This window comes from Streptomyces sp. NPDC005492 (assembly GCF_040605995.1).
In the GTDB taxonomy this organism is placed as follows: Bacteria; Actinomycetota; Actinomycetes; order Streptomycetales; family Streptomycetaceae; genus Streptomyces.
The window spans coordinates 143,806-169,522 of record NZ_JBEXDX010000009.1 but is presented as its reverse complement, the minus strand read 5'-3'; the positions used below and the strand labels follow the sequence as shown (position 1 = coordinate 169,522).

The following is a 25,717-nucleotide window of genomic DNA, read 5'->3' as shown; positions in this document are numbered from 1 at the left end:
TAGTTCTCGGTACGACCCGGCGCGTAGACGGTGTCCGCGCGCCGGGGGAGCTGATGTCCGCCGTTGCGCAAGAGGCCTTTCGGTCGCTCTGCCGCCGGAGGGCGCCGCCTCAGTATGCGCGCGCGACGACCGCGACGTTACCGGGTGCCTTGTCGGCGTCCGGTACCGACCCGTCCTCGGCGACCAGACACCGTACGGTCACCGCGTGCTCGGCCAGCTCGGCTTCGCCCTCCTCGCCGAGGGTCGCCCACGGGATGCGTGCCCAGCCGCCGGAGGTCGCGGCCTCGACCGCCTCCGCGACCGTCGACACCTCGGAGGTGCGGGACTCGCGCCGCTCGCGGGACTGCTTCAGCAGCAGCGCCTGATCCTCCTCAAGGACGAGAGGCAGCAGCTCTACGAGGGAGTCGATCGCCACCGGCTCCTTGCCTCCCGGGATCCGGCGGGCCAGCATCGCCGTGCCGTTCTCCAGGTCACGGGGCCCGACCTCGATCCGTACGGGCACGCCCTTGAGCTCCCAGTCGACGGCGCGGCGCCCGAAGGGGATGTCCGTGCGGTCGTCGACCCGGACGCGGACGCCCGCCGCCTTCAGCCGGGCCCCGATCTCGCGGACCTTGGCCAGAACCGCCTCGTCGCCCTTGATCGCGAGGACGACGACCTGGATGTGCGCCAGCCGCGGCGGCACCCGGAGTCCGTCGTCGTCGCCGTGCATCATCACCAGGGCGCCGATCATGCGCGTGGTGGAGCCCCAGGAGGTCTGCCAGACCAGCTCCTGCTTGCCCTCCTTGGACAGGTACTGGGTGTTGAAGGCCTTGGCGAAGTTCTGGCCCAACTCGTGGCTGGTGGCCATCTGGAGGGCCTTGCCGTCGCCCATCATCCCTTCGAGGGTGAGGGTGTTGACCGCGCCCGCGAACCGCTCCTTGACCGTCTTGCGCCCCGGTACGACGTCCATCGCGAGGACGTTGACCATGAAGTCCTCGTAGACCTGGCGGTGGATGTGCGCGGCGAAGTCGCGCGCCTCCTCGTAGGTCGCGTGCGCGGTGTGGCCCTCCTGCCAGAGGAACTCGCTCGTCCGGAGGAAGAGCCGGGGCCGCAGCTCCCAACGGACCACGTTGGCCCACTGGTTGATCAGCAGAGGCAGGTCGCGGTAGCTCTGCACCCACTTCGCGAAGTACTCGTTGATGATCATCTCGGAGGTGGGCCGGACGACCGCGGGCTCCTCGAGTTCCTTGCCGCCGCCGTGGGTGACCACGGCCAGCTCGGGCGCGAAGCCCTCGACGTGGTCGGCCTCGCGGGCGAGGTAGGACTGCGGGATCAGCAGCGGGAAGTAGGCGTTCTCGGTGCCCGTCTCCTTGATCCGGGCGTCCATCTCGGCCTGCATCCGCTCCCAGAGGCCGTACCCGTACGGTCGGATGACCATGGAGCCGCGCACCGGGCCGTTGTCGGCCAGCTCGGCCTTGCTGATCAGATCCTGGTACCAGCGGGGGAAGTCGTCCGCCCGAGGCGTGAGTACGGGTGCCTTGGCCATGGCGAGATCGTACGGCTCCACGTTGCCGCCATGTGAATTCTCGCCACTCCCACAGGGAAGCCACAAGCAGGGCCCCACAACCTCTGGACGCCGTAGCGAGTGCGGAGTTTGCTGGCATACGGGGGAAGTGCGGGCGCACATCACGGGGGCCCCGGAAACGGGCACGGCCACAACTCTCGGCGGATTGGGGCGCTTTCGATGACACCTACGCTCGTGCGGCAGTACCTGCCTCATGCGGGGCCCGTGCCCCGCGTGGACCTGGGTGCACGCGCGCGTGACTGGTCCGAGATCCAGGAGCGGATGCTGGTGCCGCTCCACGAAGCCGTCTATGAGCGACTCGAAGTGGGGCCCGGCACCCGGCTGCTCGGCCTCGGCTGCGGCTCCGGGCTCGCCCTGTTGATGGCGGCCTCCAGAGGCGCTTCGATCACCGGTGTCGAGTCCTCCTCCCCCGAACGGCTGGCCCTCGCCCGAGAGCGGCTGCTGCCCGACGCGTGGTCCTCACGCACGCGTGCGCACACCCGGCTCGTCTACGGCTCCCTCAGGGACGCGGCCGACGCGGAGACGCCCGCGTACACCCTGGTGACCGCCTTCGAGCCCATCGGGTGTCTCGCGGGCGACTCGGAGGGCCTCGGCGACCTGCTCGCGTCCGCGACGCCGCTGACCGGGCGCGGGACGCCCGTGGTGCTGGCCGGCTGGGGTCCACCGGAGCGCTGCGCCACCTCGTCCGTGCTGCGGGTGGCCACCAGGCTGGCGGATCCGCTGCGCGGTGGGGGCAGTTGGCGCCCGGCCCTGCGCGACGACCTGGAGGAGGTCGCCCAGCGCGCCGGCCTGAGGCCGGACGGCTCCGGGCGGGTGTCGTGCCCCTTCGGGTACGCCGATGTGGAGAGTGCCCTACGGGGGCTGCTGTCGACGGGTCTCTTCGACGCGGCGATCACCGCGACGGACCAGGTGCAGGTGGACAAGGAGGTGACGGAAGCCCTGCATCCGTATCAGCGGCGGGACGGGACTGTGTGGATGCCGAACGTGTTCCGATATCTCATCGCGCGTACGCCCTGAGGACTACGCGTCCTCCTTGAACAGGCGGGTGACGCCCGCGATGCGGTACGCGTCCGTCTCCTCCAGCGTCTCGTTCTCCAGGAGGGCCGCCGCGAGCGCGTCCAACTGGCCGCGGTGGTCGCGGAGTTTGCGGCAGGCCTCGTCGTAGCACTCGTCGACGATGCGGCGCATCTCGTCGTCGATCACGTCCAGGGTCTGCGGTGCGGCGGCGAGGCCGTAGGCCTGCTGGGCGTCGCTGGGGAGGGCGGAGAGGCGGCCGACGCGCTCGCTCATGCCCCAGCGGGCGACCATCCCGCGCGCGATGTTGGTGACCTGCTCCAGATCGTTCTCGGCGCCGGTGGTGACCACGCCGTAGACGACCTGTTCCGCGGCCATGCCGCCGAGGGCGCCGATGATCCGGCCGCGCAGATACTCCTCGGTGTACGCGTACTTGTCCGCGTCCGGTGTGGAGAGGGTCACGCCGAGGGCACGGCCCCGCGGGACGATGGTGATCTTGCGGACCGGGTCGGCGCCGGGCTGGAGCATGCCGAGGAGGGCGTGGCCGCTCTCGTGGTAGGCGGTGCGGCTGCGTTCCTCCTCGGACATCACCAGCGGGCGTTCGGCGCCCAGTTGGACCTTCTCCAGGGCTTCCGAGAGGTCGGACTGGGTGACCTGGTCCTGCTGGCGCTTGACCGCGAGGAGGGCGGCCTCGTTGGCGAGGTTGGCCAGTTCGGCGCCGGTCATGCCCGGGGTCGTACGGGCGACCTGGGCGAGGTTCACGTCCTCGGCCAGCGGGATCTCGCGGGTGTGGATCTCCAGGATCGCCTCGCGGCCGCCGCGGTCGGGCGGTGAGACCACGACCACCCGGTCGAAGCGGCCGGGGCGGGTGAGCGCGGGGTCCAGGACGTCGGCGCGGTTGGTGGCGGCGATGACGATGACGCCCTCGGAGCCGGAGAAGCCGTCCATCTCGGTGAGGATCTGGTTCAGGGTCTGCTCGCGCTCGTCGTGACCGCCCATGCCCGAACCACCGCCGCGCGCCCGGCCGATGGTGTCGATCTCGTCGATGAAGATGATCGACGGGGCCACCTTGCGGGCCTCCGCGAACAGTTCACGCACGCGTGAGGCGCCGACACCGACGATCATCTCGATGAACTCGGAGGCGGAGGCCGAGAAGAACGGCACCCCCGCCTCTCCCGCGACTGCCCGCGCGAGCAGCGTCTTGCCGGTGCCCGGCGGGCCCGCGAGGAGCACGCCCCGGGGCATCTTGGCGCCCATCTTCCGATAGGCGTCGGGGTTCTTGAGGAAGTCGACGACGTCGTTCAGCTCGCCCTCGACCTCGTCGATGCCGGCCACGTCCTCGAAGGTCGTGCGCTGCTTGCCCGGCTCCAGTTCGACCGGCTTCGGCGGGGCCTTGCGGCCGAGCATGCCGCCCGCGCCGCCGAGCCCCGCGCTCATCCGGCGTGCGATGAAGATCCACAGGACGACCAGGAGCAGCATCGGGGCCAGCGCGATGAGGAGATTGGCCAGAAAGCTTCGGTGCTGGACGACCGGTTCCGCGGTGACCGTGACGTTGTGCTTGGTCAGGTCCTCCCAGAGCTGGTCGTCCGCGAAGGTCGGCCGCTCGGTGTCGAACTTGGTGTACTTGCCGTCGCCCCCGGGGTTGTCCTGGCCCTTCTTGAGCTGGCCCTGGATCGCGTTGCCCTTGGCGTAGATCTTGGTGACGTTGCCCGCGTCGACCTGCTTGCTGAACTCCGTGTAGGAGATCGTCGGCTCGTCGCCCTCGTTGAAGAAGGACAGGATGAGGTTGGCGATCAGGTACACGACCAGCGCGGTGAGGATCAGGCTCCACCAGCCGCCGCGCATCCTCTTCCCGCCCGGCGACGGCTTCGGGGGCTCGTCGGGGGTGCCCTCGGTACGCCAGGGCTGGTCGGGGGACTTGCGCGGCGGCGCAGGGTTGGCCATATCGGGACGTTACGACACGGACCAACCCTTGGCATGCGCAGAGCGTGAGCTCAGTTCATGGACTTTCCGAGGGTCAGCCCATGAACTTCTTGAACTCGTCCGGCAGCTCGAAGTCCTTGCCGCCCTGCTCGGGCAGCCCGAACGCGTTCCCGCCCGGAGCGGCGCCGGCCTCGCGGCGCTGGGCCTCCTCCAGCTCCTGCTGCCTGCGCTTCATCGGGTTGCCGGAACGCTGCTTGCCCTTGGCCTTCTTGGGCTGCTTCTTCGTACGGCCGGGGCCGCCACCCATGCCCGGCATCCCCGGCATGCCGGGCATCCCGCCGCCCTGAGCCATGCGGGACATCATCTTGCGGGCCTCGAAGAACCGCTCGACCAGGCCCTTCACCGCGCTGACCTCGACGCCGGAGCCCTTGGCGATACGGGCGCGGCGTGAGCCGTTGATGATGGTGGGCTCGGCGCGCTCGCCCGGGGTCATCGACTTGATGATGGCCGCCGTACGGTCGACGTCCCGCTCGTCGATGTTGTTGATCTGGTCCTTGATCTGGCCCATGCCGGGCATCATGCCGAGCAGCTTGCTGATGCTGCCCATCTTCCTGACCTGCTCCATCTGGGACAGGAAGTCGTCGAGGGTGAAGTCCTGGCCCTTCTTGGAGGCGAGCTTGGAGGCCATCTTGGCGGCCTCTTCCTCGCTGAACTCCTTCTGCGCCTTCTCGAACAGGGTGGCCAGGTCACCCATGTCGAGGATGCGCGAGGCCATCCGGTCCGGGTGGAAGACGTCGAAGTCCTCCAGCTTCTCGCCGTTCGACGCGAACATGATCGGCTTGCCGGTGACCGAGGCGATCGACAGGGCCGCACCACCGCGGGCGTCGCCGTCGAGCTTGGAGAGCACCACACCGTCGAAGCCGACGCCGTCGCGGAAGGCCTCCGCCGTGGCGACGGCGTCCTGGCCGATCATCGCGTCGACGACGAAGAGGATCTCGTCCGGCGAGACCGCGTCCCGGATGTCCGCGGCCTGCCGCATCATCTCCTGGTCGATGCCCAGGCGGCCGGCGGTGTCCACGATGACGATGTCGTGGACCTTGGTCTTCGCGAACTGGATGGAGTCCTCGGCGACCTTGACCGGGTCGCCCACGCCGTTGCCCGGTTCCGGGGCGAAGACGGCCACGCCCGCGCGCTCGGCGACGACGCTCAACTGGGTCACCGCGTTCGGGCGCTGGAGGTCGGCGGCGACCAGCAGCGGCGAGTGGCCCGCTTCCTTGAGGTGCTTGGCGAGCTTGCCCGCGAGGGTGGTCTTACCGGCGCCCTGGAGACCCGCGAGCATGATCACGGTCGGGGGCTGCTTGGCGAACCGGAGACGGCGGGTCTCGCCGCCCAGGATGGTGACCAGTTCCTCGTTGACGATGTCGAGGACCCGCTGGGCCGGGTACTGCGAGCCGGAGACCTCGGCGCCGAGGGCCCGCTCCTTGACGTTCTTGATGAACGCCCGGACGACCGGCAGGGCGACGTCGGCTTCGAGGAGCGCGATACGGATTTCGCGCGCCGTGGCGTCGATGTCCGCTTCGCTCAAGCGCCCCTTGCCGCGCAAGTTCTTGAAGGTCGCTGAAAGGCGATCGGAGAGAGTATCGAACACGGCGGAGTCGGTCCTCGGAGTCGGGGGCGGTGTGGGCGTCTTCCAGGGTATCCCGGCCGGACAGGCCCTGGACAAGACCGGGTCACGCCCGCAATGTCTCCTCCAGTTTCCGCGCCACCGCCGTCGCCTCCTCGGCCGGCAGGGGCGTGCCCTCGCCCGCGGTGACGTAGAAGGCGTCCACGGCGTTCGCGCCGAGGGTGGAGACGTGCATGCTCCGGACGCGGACCTTCGCCTCGTCCAGCGCCCGTCCGATGCGGTGCAGCAGGCCCGGGGCGTCGTGGGCGCGCACCTCGATGACCGTGGCGTGCCGGGAGGCGGCGGGGGCGACCGTGACGCGGGCCGCCGGTGCCACGACACCCCGGCGGCGCGGGTAGGCGGCGTCGCGTTCGGCGAGGCGGCCCGCGATGTCCAGGGATCCGTCCAGGGCCCGTACGAGATCGGCGCGCAGCCGGGCCGCCTGCGGCAGGGAGCCGTACTCGGCGGCGACCCGCCAGTTCAGCAGCAGGACGGAACCCTCGACTCCGTCCGGGAGGTCGAGCGCGCGGAGTTCCGCCGTGCGGACGGTGAGGCGGTGCATCGCCAACACGCCCGCCACCGCGGGGAGTACGCCCGGCTGTTCCGGTACGGCGATCAGCAGTTCCACGCCGAGGGGTTCGGGGTCGCCGGTGGGCTCGTCCTCGGACGGGGGTTCGGTCTGGGCGCGCAGGGCGAGGACCGGGCCGCCCGTCGCCACCGCCTCGATCGCGAGGCGTTCCTGTTCGGCCGTGGCCGCGAGTGCCTCGGGCTCCTCGGGGGCATCCCCGGCCAGGACGGCGGCGACCCGCTTCACCAGGTCGGCGACGAGGGAGGCCCGCCAGGACGACCACGCGGCCGGACCGGTGGCCAGCGCGTCCGCCTCGGTCAGCGCGTGCAGCAGCTCCAGTGTGCTCGTCGTACCGACCGCCTCGGCGACCGAACGGACCGTCGCCGGGTCCTCCAGATCGCGCCGGGTGGCCGTGTCGATGAGAAGGAGGTGGTGGCGTACGAGAGTCGCGAGTACGGCGACGTCCGCGCGGTCGAAGCCGATGCGGGCGGCCACGTCCTTGGCGATGATCTCGCCGGCCACGGAGTGGTCGCCGGGCCAGCCCTTGCCGATGTCGTGCAGCAGCGCGGAGACGAGCAGGAGGTCGGGGCGGCTTACGCGGCGCGCGAACTCCGAGGCGCGGACGGCGGTTTCGATGAGGTGCCGGTCGACGGTCCAGATGTGCACCGCGTTGCGCTGCGGGCGGCAGCGGACCCGCTCCCAGTCGGGGAGGAGCTGCGTGATCAGGCCCTCGGCCTCCAGCGCCTCCCACACGTCGATGGTGGGCTGCCCGGAGCCGAGCAGGGTGACGAGCTGTTCGCGCGCCTCGGCGGGCCAGGGTGTGGGCAGCGGGCGCACGCCGGTCGCCATGCGCCGGACGGCGTGCAGGGAGAGCGGCAGGCCGGCCTGGGCGGCGGCCGCGGCGGCGCGCAGGGGAAGGACCGGGTCGCGTTCGGGGCGGGCGGCGCGGGCGAGCACCACCTCGCCGTCCTGCTCCACGACGCCCTCGGCGAGCGGGGAGCGCTCGGCGGTCGGCTTGGCGCCCCCACCGAGCATGGCGCGCAGCCTCGGCCGCACGGCCCGCGACCGCAGCACGCGCCCCACTTCACGCCAGGTGACATCACTGGCGTACGACACGACACGTGCCGCTTCGTAGACCTGCCGCAGCAGGGTGTCCGCGTCCAGCAGGCCCAGCTCGGCGGCGACCTGGTCCTGCTCCTGGAGCGCGAGCCGGTCGGTCGCGCGCCCTGTGGTGAGGTGCAGGGCGTCGCGCACGTCGAGGAGAGCGCGGCGGGCGTCGGCGAGGCCCTCGCGCGGGGCGTCGGCGAGCCAGGAGGCGGCTACGGCGCGCAGCGCGGTGGCGTCGCGGAGGCCGCCGCGGGCCTCCTTGAGGTCGGGTTCCAGGAGGTACTGCAACTCGCCCTGGCGCTCGGCGCGTTCGGCGCACAGCTCCTGGAGTTCGGGGAGGCGCTTGGGCGCCTGGTTGCGCCAGTCGGCGAGGACGGCCGTACGCAGGGCGGCGGTCAGGCCGAGGTCGCCGGCGATGTGGCGGGCGTCGAGCAGGCCGAGCTGGACCTTGAGGTCCTCGCCGGCCGTCTTGCGGGCCTCGGAGGGGGTGCGCACGGAGTGGTCGAGGGCGAGGCCGAGGTCCCAGACCGGGTACCAGATGCGGTCGGCGAGGGCGGCGACCGCGCCGGAGTCACCGCCGTCGTGCAGGAGGAGCAGGTCGAGGTCGCTGCGCGGGGAGAGTTCACCGCGGCCGTAGCCGCCGATGGCGACCAGGGAGACGCCCTTGACGGCCTCGGAGCCGGCCGTGAAGAGGCCGGACAGCCAGTCGTCGGTCAGTTCGGCGAGGGCGGCACGGCGCGGCGGCCCGGACCGCGCCTCCTCGGTGAGGAGACGCAGCCGGGCCGCCGCGTAGCCGCTGGGTCCGGAGTCCTCTGCATCCTTGCGCACGTCCGTACTCGTCACCCAGCGACTCCTGTTCTGTTTCTTTTTAGAGCGCGTCCGGTCCGCGCTCGCCGGTCCTGACCCGGACCGCCGTCTCGACCGGGAGGGACCAGACCTTGCCGTCACCGATCTTGCCGGTGCGGGCGGCCTTGACGATGACGTCGATCAACTGCTCGGCGTCGTCGTCCTCGGCCAGCACCTCGATACGGATCTTGGGGACCAGGTCGACCGTGTACTCGGCGCCCCGGTAGACCTCGGTGTGTCCCCGCTGACGACCGTAGCCGCTCGCCTCGGTGACCGTCAGACCGTGCACCCCGAAGGCCTGGAGGGCCTCCTTGATCTCGTCGAGCCGGTGGGGCTTCACGACGGCGGTGATGAGCTTCATGCGTCCACCTTCTTCGTCTCCGTGGCGGTGGCCAGCGTGCTGCCGCCGAGGCCGCCGCCCGCTCCGCTGAAGTCGTATGCGGTCTCGGCGTGCTCGGCCTGGTCGATGCCAGCGACCTCTTCGTCCTCGGTGACCCGCATACCGATGGTCTTGTCGAGGAGGAAGGCGAGGACCGCGGAGACGACCAGGGAGTAGCCGAGGACCGCGCCGACACCGGCGAACTGCTTCCACAGCTGGGTGAAGGTGTGGTCGCCGTAGAGGACGCCCGTGGCGGTCGACTGGCCCTTGCCGGTGGCGAAGAAGCCGATCAGCAGGGAGCCGATGATGCCGCCGACCATGTGGACGCCGACGACGTCGAGGGAGTCGTCGTAGCCGAACTTGAACTTCAGGCCCACGGCCGCGGCGCAGGCGACACCGGCGATGGCGCCGACGGCGATCGCGCCCAGCGGGGAGACCGCACCACCGGACGGGGTGATGGCGACCAGACCGGCGACCGCACCGGAAGCGGCGCCCAGCGTGGTGAACGCGCCGTGCCGGATCTTCTCGTAGGCGAGCCAGGCGAGCATGGCGGCGGCGGTGGCGACCTGGGTGTTGACGAACATCAGCGCGCCGACGCCGTCGTCGTTGCCGAGCCACGAGCCGGCGTTGAAGCCGAACCAGCCGAACCACAGCAGACCGGCGCCGAGCATGACCAGCGGAAGGCTGTGCGGGCGCATGGGGTCACGCTTGAAGCCCTTGCGCTTGCCGATGACCAGGATGACGCCGAGGGCGCCGGCACCGGCGTTGATGTGGACCGCCGTACCACCGGCGAAGTCGATCACACCGAGCTTGAAGGCCCAGCCGTCGGCGCCCCACACCCAGTGGGCGACCGGGACGTAGACGACCGTCAGCCACAGGGCGACGAAGAGCGACCAGGCCGAGAACTTGACGCGGTCGGCGATGGCACCGCTTATCAGGGCCGGCGTGATGACGGCGAACATCATCTGGAAGACCATGAAGACGAAGATCGGGATGGTGTAGCCGTCCCAGAGTTCCGTCAGTCCCACGTTGCTCATGCCCAGCCAGTCGGAGTTCCAGCCGATGAAGCCGTTGCTGGAGCCGAAGGCGAGCGAGAAGCCGTAGAGAACCCACAGGATGGTGACGATCCCGATGCTGATGAAGCTCATCATCAGCATGTTCAGGGTGCTCTTGACGCGGACCATGCCTCCGTAGAAGAAGGCGAGTCCCGGTGTCATGAGCAACACCAGGGCGGAACAGATGAGCATGAAGCCTGTGTTCGCGGAGGACAGTTTGGGTGCCTCCGCGGCAAGCGTGATGGCGGCTGATGCCATCGGCGTCTCCTCGTCGGTTGTACGGCCCCGTGCGGGCGAAGCCTGAATGCGGTCCGGTCAAGGCGGGGGGTCCGGTTATGCGCCCTGAGATTGGCGCAGCGCGGTTTCGGTCGAGGCCCCTCGTTGTTTCGCCGGAGTGACGAAGACGCCGTGTGTGTTACGCGTCGATGAACTGCCGGATCTCCAGCCGCGCGATCGTTATCGTGGCGCAACCTTTCCCGACGGCGTGAAACCGGCCGCGATGGCCTTCGGGCGGCTGGCACCGGGCTCGGTGAGGCCGGCGATTCCCGTCGGACCACCGACACCGCGCACCGTCGCGTGGACGGTCTTTCGAATACGAGTCGCGAAGGGCCGCGGGAGGTGGAACCGGCCGCGGTCGGCCTTCCGATGACCTGGCATGGGGGAGCCGAGTCGGGCGGTTCGGGAAGGCCGGCCGCGGCCGGGGCTCGGGGTCAGACCGCTTCGGCGGTCTCCGGCAGCTCGATCGCGAGCCGGTCGGTGAGGTCGACGACTTCGGCCAGCTCACCGAAGTCACGGACCGCTGTGTCGACGGTCTTTCGAATACGAGTGTTGACCCGCTCGGAGCGCACCTTCTTGGCGACGGTCATCGCCTCCGCCACGAGGACGGTGCTCTGCTCGGGTTCCCGTCGCAGCAGGTGCACGGTGGCCATGCCGATGAGATTGAGTGCGTACGACCGCTGGTGCACGTCGTCCTCGCTGAAGAGGTCCACCGCCCGCTGCATCACGGGCTCGGCCAGCGAGGCGTAGGCGGGGCTGCGGCCGGCGACGTAGGCGAGGTCGCGGTAGGAGTGCGAGTTCTCGCCGTACAGCTCGGCCTCGGAGAAGAAGCGGATCCAGTCCGGGTCCGGGTCGTCCCAGTCGTGTACGTCCGCGAAGGTGTCCTCGGCCATCCGGACCGCCCGCTTGCACTTGCCGGGCTGCCCCATGTTGGCGTAGGCGCGGGCCTCCATCGCATACAGCATCGACTGGGTGCGCGGGCTCGCGCAGTCCCGGCTGCCGTACTGCGCGAGGTGGATCAGCTCCAGCGCGTCGTCGGGCCGGCCGAGGTGGATCATCTGGCGGCTCATGCTGGAGAGGACGTACGAGCCGAGCGGCTTGTCGCCCGCCTCCTTGGCCGCGTGCAGGGCGAGCACGAAGTACTTCTGCGCGGTGGGCTGGAGCCCCACGTCGTACGACATCCAGCCGGCCAGCTCGGCGAGTTCGGCGGCGACCTTGAACAACTTGCGGTTGGTGGCCTCGGGTTGGGGCTCCTGGAGGAGGTCGGTCACCTCGTGGAGCTGTCCCACCACCGCCTTGCGGCGCAGGCCGCCGCCGCACTGGGCGTCCCACTTGCGGAACATCGCGGTGGTGGACTCCAACAGCTCCAACTCGGGCCTGGAGAGCCGCCCGACGTGCCGGGAGGAGCCGACCGGCTCGGGCTCCGTCCGGCCGGCCGAGGGGCCGGGGACGAGCCAGCGCTGCATGGGCTCGATGAGGGTCGGCCCCGCGGACAGGGCCAGCGAGGTCCCGAGGAAGCCGCGCCGCGCCAGCATGAGGTCGCTGCGCGAGAACTCGCTGAGCAGGGCCACCGTCTGCGGGGCCGTCCAGGGCAGGTCGACGCCGGTCGCGGAGGGTGCCTGGCGGGCGGCGCGCAGACCCAGGTCCTCGACCGAGACGACCAGGCCGAAGCGCTCGGAGAACAGCTCCGAGAGGATGCGGGGGATCGGCTCGCGCGGGTTCTCGCCGTCCAGCCAGCGGCGCACCCGCGAGGTGTCCGTGGAGATGTGGTTGGCCCCCAACTGCCGTGCCCTGCGGTTCACTTGGCGCGCCAGCTCACCCTTGGACCAGCCGCTGCGCACGAACCACGAGCCGAGCAGCTCATTGGGGCGCTTGTCCGTACTGGTCGCGGTCGTCCCGCTTCCGTCGTTGCCGCCCACTGGAACGCCCCCATCCCTGGAACCACTTGTCGCCGCTGTGCGCCAAGCCCTATCAGAATGCCGGTAAATACTGCTTCCCGTCCCGCACTTGTCACCCTTCGAACGAGAAGCCGAGTTGCCTCCGGCATACCCACGAGCGCATGTGCCCCGAGGGCTTGTGCACACAAAGTAATCCTACGATCACTGGTCCAGCCACGGCGATCCCGGAAACGCCACCATTCGCCACCCCTTCGAATGAACTAACGGTTGCCCGCGCACGATTCACTTGACATAGGACGACCGGGGGTGGGCGGAGCGATGCACGCAGGGGCGCGCGCCGTCGACCGCACCACCCGGGTTACCCCTGGGCGCCGTCTGGATCGTGCGGCGCCGGGTAGGCGTGGACGCAGAGTGACGATCCGCATCCGTCTCGTAACCACCGGTGCGTTGGACCCGTTGGAGGGGGCATGGGCTTCACGATCGGCAGCAGCCGGGGTATCCGCGACATCCGGTCCGGCACGCGCCGCCGCGGCCGCACCTCGGAGTGCACGGCCGTGGCCGAGTTCACCGGACTGTGGGGCTGGGACGTGGTCGCGGGCGCGCGGGCCGCGGGCGGCGCGTGTTCCTGCGGTGACACCACGTGCCCCGCGCCGGGCGCGCATCCGCTGTCCTTCGCGCCGGAGGTGCGGGCCGGCGCCACCCTCGACGAAGTGACCGAGATCTGGACCGAGTTGCCGGGTGCCGCGGTGATGCTGCCGGTGGGGCGCGCGTTCGACGTGATCGAGGTGGCCGAGGCCGCGGGCCGGCGCGCGCTGGCCCGCCTGGAACGGATGGGCCTCCCGCTCGGCCCGGTCGCGGCGACCCCCGACCACCGCGTCCACTTCTTCGTCGCCCCCGGCGCCGCCGCCGAACTCCCCGCGCTGCTCTACCGCATGGGCTGGGACGACCCCACCTCGCTCGACCTGCGCGGCCTCGGCCCCGGCAGCCACATCACCGCCCCGCCCTCCGACCGGGGCGGCCTCGGCCCGGTCCGCTGGCTCCGCTCCCCCGCCCTGGACTCGGCGACCCGGCCACCGGCGGCACGGCTGCTGCTGGGCACGCTGGCGTATGTGGCACACCGGTCGCGCGCATAGCCGGAGAAGGTCGGCGCAGACAGCCGGTCGTACACGACGAAGTGCCCGTCCCCAACTGCACCTTGGGGGCGGGCACTTCTTGTGGTGCTTCCGGGAATCCGGGGGTGATCAGTCTCCGATAAGGGCGTCAACAAACGCCTCCGGCTCGAACGGTGCCAGGTCGTCCGCGCCCTCGCCGAGGCCGATCAGCTTGACCGGTACGCCGAGTTCGCGCTGTACGGCGATCACGATGCCGCCCTTGGCCGTGCCGTCCAGCTTGGTCAGGACGATGCCGGTGATGTCGACGACCTCGGCGAAGACGCGGGCCTGCACCAGCCCGTTCTGCCCGGTGGTGGCGTCGAGGACGAGCAGCACCTCGTCGAGCGGCGCGTGCTTCTCGACGACGCGCTTGACCTTGCCCAGCTCGTCCATGAGCCCGGTCTTGGTGTGCAGGCGGCCCGCGGTGTCGATCAGCACCACGTCCACCCCCATCTCCTTGCCCTCCTTCACCGCGTCGAAGGCGACGGAGGCGGGGTCGCCGGCCTCGGGCCCGCGCACGGTGTGGGCACCGACGCGCTCGCCCCAGGTCTGGAGCTGGTCGGCGGCGGCGGCGCGGAAGGTGTCTGCGGCGCCGAGCACGACGGTCCGGCCGTCGGCCACGAGGACGCGGGCCAGCTTGCCGGTGGTGGTGGTCTTGCCGGTGCCGTTGACCCCGACGACCATCACGATGCCGGGCTTGCGGTCCTCGGGCTCGGTGCGCACCGTGCGGTCGACGTCGGTGCCGACCAGCTTGAGGAGTTCCTCGCGCAGCAGGGAGCGCAGCTCCTGCGGGGTGCGGGTGCCGAGCACCTTCACGCGCGCGCGCAGCCCGTCGACCAGTTCCTGGGTGGGCGCCACGCCGACGTCGGCGGTGAGGAGCGTGTCCTCGATCTCCTCCCAGGTGTCGTCGTCGAGGTGCTCGCGCGACAGGAGCGTGAGCAGCCCCTGACCGAGCGCGCTCTGGGAGCGGGAGAGCCGCGAGCGCAGCCGGACGAGCCGTCCGGCGGTCGGCTCGGGGACCTCCAGTGCGGGCGGTTCCTCGACGGCGACCGGGGCCGAGCCGTCCGGAAGATCCACCTCCTCTATCGTCCGGCGCGCTTCGTCGCGCGGCGTCTCGGCCTCGTCGCCGATGTGCGGCTCGGCCGGCGGGGCGGTGATGTCGGGCACGGAGGTGGGCGGCGGGGGCAGCGACTTCTTGCGCCGGCTACCGACGACAAGCCCACCCAGCGCACCGAGCACGACCACGGCGATGACTACAGCAAGGATGACGGTTTCCATAACCCGACCAGTATGCGTGACCTCCCGGTCGGCCGTCCGTCGGCGGGAGCGCGTCCGGCGGGGCGTCCGCGCCCATGGCCATCTGATGCCCCGTCAGCTACCGTCCCCCACCACACACCGTAAGGGGGACCTCCCATGCCCGTCTCGGTCGTCCGCTTCAACCTCGTCGAACCCGGCGCCACCCCCGCCTCGCTGAGCGCCCGCTACCGTGCCGCCCTGGGGATGGCCGCGTACGCCGACGAGCACGGGATCACCACCGTGCAGACGGAGGAGCACCACGGCGTCGCCAACAACTGGCTGCCGTCGCCCTTCGCCTTCGCGGGCGCGGTGTTCGGCGCGACCCGGCACATCGCCGTGACCGTGTCCGCGGTCATCGGCCCGTTGCACGACCCGCTGCGGCTGGCCGAGGACATCGCCGTACTGGATCTGCTGAGCGGCGGACGGCTGGTGACCGTGGCCGGGATCGGTTACCGGCCCGAGGAGTACGCCCAGTTCGACGTGGACTGGAAGCGCCGGGGCCGGCTCCAGGACGAGCTGCTGGAGACCGTGCTGAAGGCGTGGTCCGGGGAGGAGTTCGAGTACCGGGGCCGTACCGTACGGGTCACCCCGCGCCCGTTCTCCGACCCGCACCCCCTGCTCCTGGTCGGCGGCTCCTCGAAGGCAGCCGCCCGCCGGGCCGCGCGGCTGGGGCTGCCCTTCTTCCCCAGCGCGCATCTGCCGGACCTGGAGGCGTACTACAAGGACCGGCTCGTCGAGTACGGCACCGAGGGCTGGACCATGATGCCGGGCGCGGAGACCCCGCTGCTGCACATCGCCGAGGACCCGGACCGGGCCTGGGCCGAGTACGGCGCGCACTTCCTGCACGAGGCGCGGACGTACGCCTCCTGGCAGTCCGGGGAGATCCGCTCGGCGGTGAAGTCGGGGGCCACCACCGTGGCGGAGCTGCGCGCGGAGGGCGTCTACCGGATCCTCACTCCGGACGAGTGTGTGGCACAGGGGCTCGACAACCTCGTACTGCATCCGCTGGCGGGCGGGATGCCGGTGGAGGAGGGATGGCGCAGCCTGCGGCTGTTCGCGGAGCGGGTGCTGCCGAGGCTCGCGGAGTGACTCTTACCCTCAACTGGTGGACCGGCCGGACCACCGGTGGTCCACTGCGGTCATGACCTTGGCAGTGGATGTGTTCCTGCGTGACGCGGACGGCCGGTGGAACGTGCTCGACGTTCCGGAGGGGTGCAACGACTCGGCCGGGTTCGAGAACTGGCGCGAGACCGTGTGGGGTTCGCCGACCGTACGCGCGCTGGGGGCCACGCACTTTCCCGTGCTGGCCTCCAGCGATCTCTACGTCGAGGCCTCGGACGTGCCGGAGTTCCTGCGCGAGGTGGAGCTGGTGCGGGCGAACCTCGACGCCGTCGCCGCCGGGGCCGGGGAGCGTGCCGATCTCGTCGGGAGCCGGCTGGACAACATCGAGGAAGCGGCTTTGCGCGCCCGGGAGATCGGTGGCGGTGTCCTGATCTGGTGACGGCCGCGCAGAGGGTTTCGGGGAGGCGGGCGGCGGGGGATGGAGCCCGCCTCCCCGAGTTCAGGGGGGCCGGTCAGCCCATCTCTTCCAGCTTCTTGCCCTTCGTCTCCTTCACGAACTTCAGGACGAACGGGATGGAGAGGGCGGCGAAGACCGTGTAGATCACGTAGGTCGCGGAGAGGTTCCAGTCGGCCAGCGACGGGAAGCTCGCGGTGATGGCCCAGTTGGCGATCCACTGCGCGGAGGCGGCGACGCCGAGCGCGGCGGCGCGGATCCGGTTCGGGAACATCTCGCCGAGGAAGACCCAGACCACGACACCCCAGGAGAGGGCGAAGAAGAGGACGAAGATGTGCGCGGCGATCAGCGCGGTCCAGCCCTGCGCGGCGGGCAGCTTGCCGTCCACGAGGTCGAAGGAGAAGGCCCAGGCCTCCAGGCCGAGCCCGATGACCATCCCGACGGAGCCGATGAGCGCCAGCGGCTTACGGCCGACGCGGTCCACGAAGATCATGGCGATCACGGTGCCGACGATGTTGATGATCGACGTCGTGAAGGAGTAGAAGAACGAGTCCGTCGGGTCGACGCCGACCGACTGCCACAGCGTCGAGGAGTAGTAGAACGCGACGTTGATACCGACGAACTGCTGGAAGACCGAGAGGCCGATGCCGACCCAGACGATCGGCTTGAAGAAGAAGCCGCCACCGCCGAGCAGGTCCTTGAAGGTCGACTTGTGCTCGCTCTTCATCGCGTGCTCGATCTCGGCGACCCGGGCGTCCAGGTCGACGTCGTCGCCCTCGACCTCGCGCAGCACGTCGTGGGCGCGGGCCAGCTTGCCCGCGGAGATCAGGAAGCGCGGGGACTCGGGGATCGCGAAGGAGAGCAGACCGTAGAGGACGGCCGGGATCACCATGACGCCGAGCATGACCTGCCAGGCTTCCAGGCCCATGAGCTGTCCGCGCTGGTCGCCGCCGGCGGCGTTCAGCAGGCCCCAGTTGACGAGCTGCGAGATCGCGATGCCGACGACGATCGCCGCCTGCTGGAAGGAGCCGAGCCGGCCGCGGTAGGCGGGCGGGGAGACCTCGGCGATGTAGGCGGGGCCGATGACGGAGGCCATGCCGATGGCGAAGCCGCCGATGATCCGCCAGAAGGCGAGGTCCCAGAGCGCGAAGGGCAGCGCCGAACCGACCGCGCTGATCGTGAACAGCACGGCGGAGATCTGCATACAGCGGATACGGCCGATGCGGTCGGCTATGCGGCCGGCGGTCGCGGCGCCGATGGCACAGCCGATCAGGGCGATCGCGATGACCTGGGCGAGGGCCGCGGAGCCGATGTCGTAGCGGCTGCGGATCGCCTCGACGGCGCCGTTGATCACCGAGCTGTCGTAGCCGAAGAGGAAGCCGCCCATCGCGGCCGCCGCCGCGATGAAGATGACGTGCCCGAGATGTTCGGGATGAGCCGACCCGGCTCCTGACTGGGATGCCTGCGCAGTGCTGGTCACGTGTAACTCCTGGGGCCACCGGCGTCGCTGCCGGGGTGGGGGGGCGACCCTTCCAGTGGCGCACAGCTTCCCGCTGCCCACCACCTGAAGGTAAAAGCAACGTTGCAGAGACTATGCCTTCAAGTTTCGAAGTCAATAGGGGGTCTGCTGTGACTTTGAAGCCCACAGGTCAGGCAGTTGTGTTCAATACTTGAAGGATTCAGGGTGAACTAGCGAAGCCGCTGCGAGATGACCTTCGACACACCGTCGCCCTGCATGGAGACGCCGTACAAGGCGTCGGCGACCTCCATCGTGCGCTTCTGGTGGGTGATCACGATGAGCTGCGAGGCCTCCTGCAGCTCCTGCATGATCCGGATCAGTCGCTGGAGGTTGGTGTCGTCGAGTGCCGCCTCGACCTCGTCCATCACATAGAACGGGCTGGGCCGCGCCTTGAAGATCGACACCAGGAGGGCTACGGCGGTGAGGGACCGCTCCCCGCCGGAGAGCAGGGAGAGCCGCTTGACCTTCTTGCCGGGCGGACGGGCCTCCACATCCACACCCGTGGTGAGCATGTTGTCGGGATCGGTCAGGATGAGCCGGCCCTCGCCGCCGGGGAAGAGCCGGCTGAAGACGCCCTCGAACTGGAGGGCCGTATCCCGGTAGGCCTCGGTGAAGACCTGCTCGACGCGCTCGTCGACCTCCTTCACCACTTGAAGCAGGTCGGCGCGGGTCTTCTTCAGGTCCTCCAACTGCTCGCTGAGGAACTTGTGCCGCTCCTCCAGCGCCGCGAACTCCTCCAGGGCGAGCGGGTTCACCTTGCCCAACTGCTGATACGCCCGTTCGGCGGCCTTGAGCCGCTTCTCCTGCTCGGCGCGGTGGAACGTCCGGGGCTGGTTGCGCGGATCCTCCGGGTCCTCCGGGAGCACCTCGCCCTCGGCCGCGAGCGAGGGCGGCACGAGCTGGTGCGGGCCGTACTCCTCGACCAGCCCGGCGGGCTCCACGCCCAGTTCCTCCAGCGCCTTGGTCTCCAGTTGCTCGATCCGCATCCGCTTCTCGGCACCGAGCACCTCGCCGCGGTGCACCGAGTCCGTCAGCTTGTCGAGTTCGCCCTTGAGGTCACGGCCCTGGTTGCGGGCGGCGGCCAGCTCCTGCTCGCGCCGCGCCTTGGCCGCGTCGGCGGCGGTGCGCTCCTCGTCGGCGCGGCCCAGCGACACCTCGACATGCGCGAGCAGTTGCCGCGCCCCGAACGCGACCGCTTCGGCCACGCTCGCCTCATGCCGCAGCCGCGCGAGCCGCTGCTCCGCACGCGCACGCGCCTCCCGCTCGGCCCGGGCCCCCCGGTCCAGCGAATCGGCCCGCCCGGCAAGCCCCTTGACCCGCTCCTCATGCGTACGGACCTGAAGCCGCGCCTCCATCTCGGTCTGCCGGGCGTTGGCCCCGTCGGCGGCCAACCGATCCCGCACCCCGGTATCGGGCTCCTCCTCGACCGGCATCTCCTCAGCCACGGCCAGCCGCTCGGCGAGCACTTCGGCCTCTTCTACGGCCTTGTCGAGCGCGTCCTGTGCCCGTGTCGCCGCCGCGGTCGACCGCTCGGCCTCTCCTGCCGCCCCGCGCGCCTGCCCGGCGAGCCGTCCCAACTGCTGTGCCACGGCCGACTTCTCGCGCTCCGCCGCCCGGCGCCGCTCCCCCAACTCCTCGACCAGCGCGGCACATTCCTTGCGCCGCTCCCCTGCCGCCTGCTGCGCATCGGCCAACTCCTCGCAGCGCACGGCCAGTTCCTCCAGCTCGGCGGCTGCTTCGTCGACGGAGGCCTGGACTTCGAGGAGGCTGGGAGCACCGGCGGAGCCGCCGTGCGCGAAGTGGGCGCCGAGGAGGTCGCCTTCGGCGGTGACGGCGGTCAACTCGGGCCGTGCGTAGACGAGTTCCTCGGCGGCTTCGAGAGTGTCGACGACGACGATGTTGCGGAGGAGGCGGCGGACGGCGGGGGTCAGGTCGACGGGGGCGCGGACGAGGTCGGCGGCGTAGGTGAGGGCGGAGGGGCGGGGGGTGGCGTGCGGGTCGGCGTCCGAGGAAGTGGTGCTGATTCCGGCTGGCTGTTCCGAGGCGGAGCCTGCGGGCGGGGACGCTGGGGGCTGATGGGCCGCGTCGTCCGGACGGCCCGGCTGAGGGGGGCCGCCTGGGACGCCGTGCGGGACGGTTTCGTTGGTTCCGCTCGGCCAGCCGCACGGGGACGGCTCGTGCGCGGTCCCGGAGACAGAGCGGCCGTCCGCCGGCACCGCAGGCACCACCCCCGAAACGGAGCCGCCCACGGCCTCCGCGGCGAACCCGGCGCCCTCAGCAGAATTGCCATCCCTCGGCGCGCCCACCGCACCCGAGACGAACCCACCGCCCGCAGACAGCCCGGCCCCGGCGCCTGCGCCAGAACCTCCGTGGGCGGAAGACGCGAATCCTCCCCCATCAGCGCCGGGCGTCCCGGCCGGAGTTCGACCACCCGACCCCTCGCCAGGCCTCGCCTCCTCCGGTGCTCCCGCCAGGAGCAGTGCCGCCCGGCCCCCGTCCTGCTTGCGCAGCAGGCGGATCGCGTCGGCCGCCGATGCCGGGGTCGTCACGGCGATCGCGTCGGCCGCCGCTCCGAAGGCCGCCGCCAGGGCGACCTCGTGGCCCGGGGTCACCGTCAGCAGTTCCGCGGCCGGGCCCAGGAGTCCGGTGAGTCTGTCCCGTGCGCCGAGCAGTATCCCCGTGCCGTCCTTGCGGCGCAGGCCCAGTGCCAGCGCCTCGCGGCGGGCCTGGGTGGCGGCACGTGCGCGTTCCGCCGCGGTGGCCGCCTCGCGAGCGGCGCTCAACGCGGCCTCGGCTTCCGCGAGTTGACGCTTCGCCGCCTCGTGCCGCTCGGAGAGTTCCGCGTCGCCGGCGTCGAGGCCGTCGACCTCGGCCTGGAGTGCCTCGTACTCCTCTTGTGCTGCGGTGGCCCGTTCCTGGGCCTCGTCGCGGGCGGCGGCGAGCCGGTCGATCTCGGCCTGCGCGGAGGCGGCGCGCGAACGGGCCGCGTTGACCTGGCCGTTGAGCCGGGCGAGGCCCTCCCGCCGGTCGGCGATGGAACGGGCCACGTCCTTCAGCCGCCGCTCCTCCGCGATCAACTCGCGCTCCAGTTCGGCACGGTGGGCGACCGTGTCCTCCAACGCGTGCTCGGCCGCCTCCAGGGCCGCTTCGAGCTCGGCCTCCTGCTCCCGGATCCGGGCGGCCTCGCGCTCCATGTCCTCGGGGTCGCGCCCGCGCCGCTCCTCGGGCGGCGCCGAAGTCGCGCTCTTCACCCGGGCATCGGCCAGCGAGATCGTGCCGCGCACCCGCTCGGCCAGTTGGGACAGCTCGTACCAGGTCTGCTGGGCGCGCTGGAGGCGCGGGGTGAGCTGCCGTACCTCGTCCTCCAGGAGCCCTTCGCGCTGGAGCGCCTTGCGCAGCTCCAGTTCGGCGGCTTCCTTGCGTTCCTTCAGCGCGGCCTCGTCGGCGATCTCGGTGTTCAGCGCCTGGCGCAGTCGTACGAGATCGTCGGCCAACAGTCTCAGGCGCGCGTCCCGTAGATCCGCCTGGATGACGGCGGCGCGCCGGGCGACCGCGGCCTGCCGGCCCAGGGGCTTGAGCTGGCGGCGGAGTTCGTCGGTGAGGTCCTGCACGCGCGCGAGGTTGGCCTGCATCGCGTCCAGTTTCCGCAGCGCCTTCTCCTTGCGCTTGCGGTGCTTGAGGACGCCGGCCGCCTCCTCGATGAAGGCGCGGCGGCCCATCGGGTCGGCATGGAGTACGGAGTCGAGCTGGCCCTGGCCGACGATGACGTGCATCTCGCGGCCGATGCCCGAGTCGGAGAGGAGTTCCTGGATGTCGAGGAGACGGCAGGTGTCGCCGTTGATCTGGTACTCACTGCCGCCGTTGCGGAACATGATCCGCGTGATGGTGACCTCGGCGTACTCGATGGGCAGCGCCCCGTCGGAGTTGTCGATGGTCAGGGACACCTCGGCGCGGCCCAGCGGGGGGCGGCCGGTGGTGCCGGCGAAGATGACGTCCTCCATCTTGCCGCCGCGCAGCGACTTGGCGCCCTGTTCGCCCATGACCCAACTGAGCGCGTCCACGACATTGGACTTGCCCGAGCCGTTCGGACCGACGACGCACGTGATCCCCGGCTCGAACCGGAGCGTGGTCGCCGAGGCGAACGACTTGAACCCTCGGAGGGTCAGGGCCTTGAGGTGCACGCCGCTGGACTCTACCTTCCGCCGCTCGCTCTCTCCATGAACGTCCGGTCCCCCGCGGTTTCACCCTTGAACGTGCAGGGCACACCAAACGTTAAAGAGGGTGGAGACCTACGGGGGAAAGAAAGAAGGGACGCCGAAGCGTCCCTTGCAAACTCTGACGACTCAGCGGTTGATACGGGCAGACCAACCACTGCGTGTCATGTTCTTGTCGTGATGCGGTGATCAGGTGAGCGCGGGCTCCGCCTGGCGTGCGTCGAGCTCAAGAAGCGAATCGTGAGTTGCGGCAGCCGTCAACGCGTCGTTCTCTTCCTGGATCCGTACGAGCTCGGATTCCAGGTCCTGGACGCGTTGCTGGAGCCGTCGCATCTCGGCGAGGAGTCGCGGGTCGGAGCCGCCGACGTAACCGAGAAGCGCCTTTGCCATGATGGATGGTCCTCCACACTGAGTGACCGACCGAAGCGGTGTGGGTCGTGAGGGAATCGCACCCGCGATGCTTGACACACGTGAGGGTTGCTCTGGTGTTCTTCCATGCCAAACAGCTAAGGTGCGCGGGGTTTTCAGCGTCTCACCAAAATGTTTGACGGTCAACACGATCACGCCCCGTATTGGCGGGCAACCCGGGGGCACGCGACCCTGAGCGGGCGGCGCTGCGACTCCTGCGGGGCCTGACGGGATGGGCGATCATCCTTAGGTGCGGAGCCTGCCAGAGCGAGCCGTTCTTGGCAACCACCAGGTCGTTTCCGCCGTGGGCACCTGCCAGTGGCATGCCCCTCCGCTTCCGCCGGGACCGCTTTACACCTTTTCGCAGAATGTGCTCAGCGGATCGCGAAGCCGTCGTAGCCGCCGCGAGGTGTGTCCCAGATCTCGGTGACGCCCTCCACCCGCCCGGGCGTGTCGCGCCCGTGGAGCCAGTCGAGGAGTCCTTCGCAGCCCTCGCGCGACCCCTCCGCGACCACTTGCACCCGTCCGTCGCCCAAATTGAGAGCAAAACCACTCAGGCCGCCGATCTCCAGGGCTTTGGCACGGGTAAACCACCGAAAACCCACACCTTGCACACGCCCTCGCACCCAGGCGACCATCCGTACATCCTCGCTCATGGCTGCAACCTAACCGGCCAATGTCTCTCTGGGCACTTGCTCCCCTCCCGCCATGCGGTACCGTCCGCCCCAATGAATCTCATATGAAACTCACTCGATCGAGTGAGCTGGGTCACCGCACGGACGAGTTGACCGCAAGGACGAAAGGCAAGGACATGGGACGCCACCGACGCTCCGCCGCCGGCCGCGCCGCCACGAGCCGCGCCACGGGGGTCACACAGACGCACGGCTCATACACGAGCGGCTACGACCCGCACGATTCGTACGACTGGAACGACTGGAGCCCGGCGGACGGCTCCACGATCGGCATGGCGCCCTATCTCCACCCGGAGGGGCCCGTCGAGTTCCACGTGAACCACCACCAGGCCTACACCTCCAACGGGGTGCCGCCGAAGTCCGAAGCCCGCGTGAAGGCCGAGGCCCGCCTGAAGAGCGAGGCCTATCTCTTCGCCACCGAGGCGGACTACGCGGTGGTCTTCCCGGAGGCGGCGGGTGCCTCCTCCCGGGGTGACGGCTCGGGCGCGGGCCGTGGGCGCCGTCGTAAGCGCAAGGGCGTGACCCCGGTCCGCACCGGCCTGATCGGTGTCTCCGCCGCTGTCGCCCTCGGCACCGTCGCGGTCGCCGCGGGCGCGATGCCGGGGCTGGACAACTTCAAGCTCGGCGGTGGCGGCGGCTCGGACAACGTGCAGGCGGTGGGGTCGCCGTCCAACACGGCGACCGAGCAGGGCGGTACCTCGGGCAGCGCTGAGTCCCGCGACGCCGGCTCGTCCACCAGCCGCGACGCGGACCGCACGGCCTCGCCGTCGGCGGCGCCGACCAAGTCCGCCACCGCGCCGGCCACCAAGGCACCGACGAAGAAGCCGGTGACCACCCCGACCGAGAAGCCGACCACGGCTCCCTCGGCCAAGCCGACTCCGACCCCGACGCCTACGCACTCCGCCGCCGCACCGGTGACGGTCTCCGCGGAGGCCGCCGCCGAGGCCGAGGTGCTCAAGCTCGTCAACGAACAGCGCGCGATCGTCGGCTGCAGCCCGGTGGCCGCCAACAGCGCGCTGACCGATCTGGCCGAGGCCTTCAGCACGCAGATGGCCGACGAGGGCTTCTTCGACCACACCGACCCCAGCGGGGCGACCCCCTGGGACCGCGCGGAGAAGCTCGGCATCACCAACCTGGGCGGCGAGAACATCGCCCGCGGCCAGGCCGACGCGGCCGCGGTCATGGACGCCTGGATGAACAGCCCCGGCCACAAGGCCAACATCCTGAACTGCGACTTCAAGACCCTGGGCGTCGGTGTGCACTTCGGCACCGGCGGCCCCTGGTGGACGCAGGACTTCGGATACTGATCGCTACGCGACCGACAGGGAGCACTAACCTCTGGTTAGTGCTCCCTGTCGGTTAGCGCTGTGTTCACGTACGCTGGCTAAATGGACACAACCCAGGAGCGCGCGGAGGAGCAGAGCTTCCCGTACGACGTCTTCGCCAGGGCCTGCCCCTCCCGAGGCACCCTGGAGCACGTCACCGGTCGCTGGGGCGGGCTCACCCTGTGCGCGCTGCACGAGGGCTCGCTGCGCTTCAACGAACTGCGGCGGCGCGTCGACGGCGTCAGCGAGAAGATGCTCTCGCAGACTCTGCACGCGCTGGAGCGCGACGGCCTGGTGCACCGCGAGGCCCAGCCGACGAATCCGCCCCGCGTGGACTACGAACTGACCCCGCTGGGACGCGGTGTCGCCGAGCGTCTGAAGGGCCTCGTCGACTTCGTGGAAGGCCGCATGGACGACGTCCTCGCGGCCCGCGCGCGCTACGACGAGACGCGCGGCGCCCTCTGACACTTCGGGCAGAAGTAGCTCGACCGGTTCATCCACGCCCGCCGGTTCATCGGCGTGGCGCAGCGCCGGCACGGCAGACCCTCGCGGCCGTACGCGTCGAGCGAGCGGTCGAAGTAGCCCGACTCCCCGTTCACGTTGACGTACAGACTGTCGAAACTGGTGCCGCCCACGGACAGGGCCGCGTTCATCACATCCCGTACGTGGCCCAGGAGTTCAGCGGTGCGCGGACGGGTGAAGGCCGCGGTCGGGCGTTCGTAGTGGACGCGGGCCCGCCAAAGGGCCTCGTCCGCATAGATGTTGCCGACTCCGCTGATCAACGACTGGTCCAGCAGGGCCCGTTTGATCGTCGTGCGCTTGCGGCGCAGGGCCTGGTGGAACAACTCGTCGTCGAACAAGGGGTCCAGGGGGTCACGCGCGATGTGCGCGATGACGTCCGGCAGCCCGTCCGGGGTGGTGTCGTGCAACGACAGCCCGCCGAAGGTGCGTTGGTCGACGAAACGGAGTTCGGTACCGAGACCGTCGGCGAACCGGACCCGGATCCGCAGATGCTTCTCGTCGGGGAACTCGTGCCGCTGTACCAGGAGTTGACCACTCATTCCGAGATGGGCGAGCACCGCCTGCTGAGTGTCCTCCAACGGCAGCCACAGATACTTGCCGCGCCTGCTGGGCACACCGATCCGATGCCCCTTGAGCCGGTGCGCGAAGTCGTCGGCGCCGGCCACATGCCGTCGTACCGCACGCGGATGCAGCACCTCGGCGTCGGCGACCGTGCGATGGGCGACCCACCGCTCCAGACCGCGCCGGACTACCTCGACCTCGGGCAACTCGGGCACTTCTC

19 protein-coding genes are annotated in these 25,717 nt (G+C 70.4%); 6 read left to right on the top strand and 13 right to left on the bottom strand.

Annotated elements, in window-relative coordinates; translation table 11 throughout:
• Nucleotides 1–109 precede the first annotated feature (109 nt).
• Nucleotides 110–1,525: a proline--tRNA ligase gene (proS, locus tag ABZT04_RS15480; protein WP_356056727.1), complete on the bottom strand. Its 1,416-nt coding sequence runs from the start codon at nucleotides 1,523–1,525 to the stop codon at nucleotides 110–112.
• 198 nt (nucleotides 1,526–1,723) lie between these two features.
• Between proS and ABZT04_RS15475 the strand changes: the two genes are divergently transcribed.
• Nucleotides 1,724–2,581, top strand: a complete 858-nt coding sequence (locus ABZT04_RS15475) for an SAM-dependent methyltransferase (RefSeq protein WP_356056726.1) — start codon at nucleotides 1,724–1,726, stop codon at nucleotides 2,579–2,581.
• Between the two features lie 3 nt (nucleotides 2,582–2,584).
• Here the strand turns inward: ABZT04_RS15475 and ftsH are convergent, their stop codons facing one another.
• The 6 genes from ftsH to ABZT04_RS15445 form a co-directional block, all read right to left on the bottom strand.
• A complete protein-coding gene (gene ftsH / locus ABZT04_RS15470; protein WP_356056725.1) occupies nucleotides 2,585–4,522 on the bottom strand; it encodes an ATP-dependent zinc metalloprotease FtsH in 1,938 nt (645 codons plus the stop codon).
• Nucleotides 4,523–4,595: 73 nt separating this feature from the next.
• Nucleotides 4,596–6,149 carry a signal recognition particle protein gene (gene ffh / locus ABZT04_RS15465; protein WP_356056724.1) on the bottom strand — a complete coding sequence of 518 codons (1,554 nt, stop codon included), beginning with the start codon at nucleotides 6,147–6,149 and terminating at the stop codon, nucleotides 4,596–4,598.
• An 82-nt stretch (nucleotides 6,150–6,231) separates the two neighbouring features.
• On the bottom strand, nucleotides 6,232–8,682 hold the full coding sequence (locus ABZT04_RS15460) for a [protein-PII] uridylyltransferase (protein WP_356056723.1): 2,451 nt from the start codon (nucleotides 8,680–8,682) through the stop codon (nucleotides 6,232–6,234).
• Between the two features lie 25 nt (nucleotides 8,683–8,707).
• The gene (locus ABZT04_RS15455; RefSeq protein ID WP_003997576.1) at nucleotides 8,708–9,046 is read right to left on the bottom strand and encodes a P-II family nitrogen regulator; all 339 of its coding nucleotides are present in this window, start codon (nucleotides 9,044–9,046) and stop codon (nucleotides 8,708–8,710) included.
• Complete coding sequence (locus tag ABZT04_RS15450) at nucleotides 9,043–10,377, bottom strand: ammonium transporter (RefSeq protein WP_356056722.1); 1,335 nt, start codon at nucleotides 10,375–10,377, stop codon at nucleotides 9,043–9,045. The genes ABZT04_RS15455 and ABZT04_RS15450 overlap by 4 nt, the downstream gene beginning before the upstream one ends.
• A 452-nt stretch (nucleotides 10,378–10,829) precedes the next feature.
• The gene (locus ABZT04_RS15445; RefSeq protein WP_356056720.1) at nucleotides 10,830–12,314 is read right to left on the bottom strand and encodes a hypothetical protein; all 1,485 of its coding nucleotides are present in this window, start codon (nucleotides 12,312–12,314) and stop codon (nucleotides 10,830–10,832) included.
• A 446-nt stretch (nucleotides 12,315–12,760) separates the two neighbouring features.
• On the opposite strand from ABZT04_RS15445, the gene ABZT04_RS15440 reads away from it, so the two are divergent.
• A complete protein-coding gene (locus ABZT04_RS15440) occupies nucleotides 12,761–13,426 on the top strand; it encodes a bifunctional DNA primase/polymerase (RefSeq protein WP_356056718.1) in 666 nt (221 codons plus the stop codon).
• Between the two features lie 108 nt (nucleotides 13,427–13,534).
• On the opposite strand, the gene ftsY is transcribed toward ABZT04_RS15440, so the two are convergent.
• On the bottom strand, nucleotides 13,535–14,722 hold the full coding sequence (gene ftsY, locus ABZT04_RS15435) for a signal recognition particle-docking protein FtsY (protein ID WP_356056717.1): 1,188 nt from the start codon (nucleotides 14,720–14,722) through the stop codon (nucleotides 13,535–13,537).
• Between the two features lie 135 nt (nucleotides 14,723–14,857).
• On the opposite strand from ftsY, the gene ABZT04_RS15430 reads away from it, so the two are divergent.
• Together ABZT04_RS15430 and ABZT04_RS15425 are read left to right on the top strand one after the other, a co-directional pair.
• Nucleotides 14,858–15,829 carry an LLM class flavin-dependent oxidoreductase gene (locus ABZT04_RS15430; RefSeq protein ID WP_356056716.1) on the top strand — a complete coding sequence of 324 codons (972 nt, stop codon included), beginning with the start codon at nucleotides 14,858–14,860 and terminating at the stop codon, nucleotides 15,827–15,829.
• A gap of 52 nt (nucleotides 15,830–15,881) precedes the next feature.
• On the top strand, nucleotides 15,882–16,241 hold the full coding sequence (locus tag ABZT04_RS15425; protein WP_356056715.1) for a hypothetical protein: 360 nt from the start codon (nucleotides 15,882–15,884) through the stop codon (nucleotides 16,239–16,241).
• A gap of 73 nt (nucleotides 16,242–16,314) precedes the next feature.
• Here the strand turns inward: ABZT04_RS15425 and ABZT04_RS15420 are convergent, their stop codons facing one another.
• The 4 genes from ABZT04_RS15420 to ABZT04_RS15405 form a co-directional block, all read right to left on the bottom strand.
• A complete protein-coding gene (locus ABZT04_RS15420) occupies nucleotides 16,315–17,736 on the bottom strand; it encodes a sugar porter family MFS transporter (protein ID WP_355922700.1) in 1,422 nt (473 codons plus the stop codon).
• Nucleotides 17,737–17,945: 209 nt separating this feature from the next.
• Nucleotides 17,946–21,956: an AAA family ATPase gene (locus ABZT04_RS15415; RefSeq protein ID WP_356056714.1), complete on the bottom strand. Its 4,011-nt coding sequence runs from the start codon at nucleotides 21,954–21,956 to the stop codon at nucleotides 17,946–17,948.
• Between the two features lie 222 nt (nucleotides 21,957–22,178).
• Nucleotides 22,179–22,379, bottom strand: coding sequence for a hypothetical protein (locus ABZT04_RS15410; RefSeq protein ID WP_019068749.1), 201 nt, complete (start codon nucleotides 22,377–22,379; stop codon nucleotides 22,179–22,181).
• A 392-nt stretch (nucleotides 22,380–22,771) separates the two neighbouring features.
• Complete coding sequence (locus ABZT04_RS15405) at nucleotides 22,772–23,053, bottom strand: acylphosphatase (protein WP_356056713.1); 282 nt, start codon at nucleotides 23,051–23,053, stop codon at nucleotides 22,772–22,774.
• Nucleotides 23,054–23,208: 155 nt separating this feature from the next.
• On the opposite strand from ABZT04_RS15405, the gene ABZT04_RS15400 reads away from it, so the two are divergent.
• Nucleotides 23,209–24,396: a CAP domain-containing protein gene (locus ABZT04_RS15400; protein ID WP_356056712.1), complete on the top strand. Its 1,188-nt coding sequence runs from the start codon at nucleotides 23,209–23,211 to the stop codon at nucleotides 24,394–24,396.
• Nucleotides 24,397–24,477: 81 nt separating this feature from the next.
• On the top strand, nucleotides 24,478–24,879 hold the full coding sequence (locus ABZT04_RS15395) for a helix-turn-helix domain-containing protein (protein WP_356056711.1): 402 nt from the start codon (nucleotides 24,478–24,480) through the stop codon (nucleotides 24,877–24,879).
• Here ABZT04_RS15395 and mutM read toward each other — a convergent pair.
• A complete protein-coding gene (mutM, locus tag ABZT04_RS15390; protein WP_356056709.1) occupies nucleotides 24,852–25,712 on the bottom strand; it encodes a bifunctional DNA-formamidopyrimidine glycosylase/DNA-(apurinic or apyrimidinic site) lyase in 861 nt (286 codons plus the stop codon). The genes ABZT04_RS15395 and mutM overlap by 28 nt on opposite strands.
• Nucleotides 25,713–25,717: the final 5 nt, after the last annotated feature.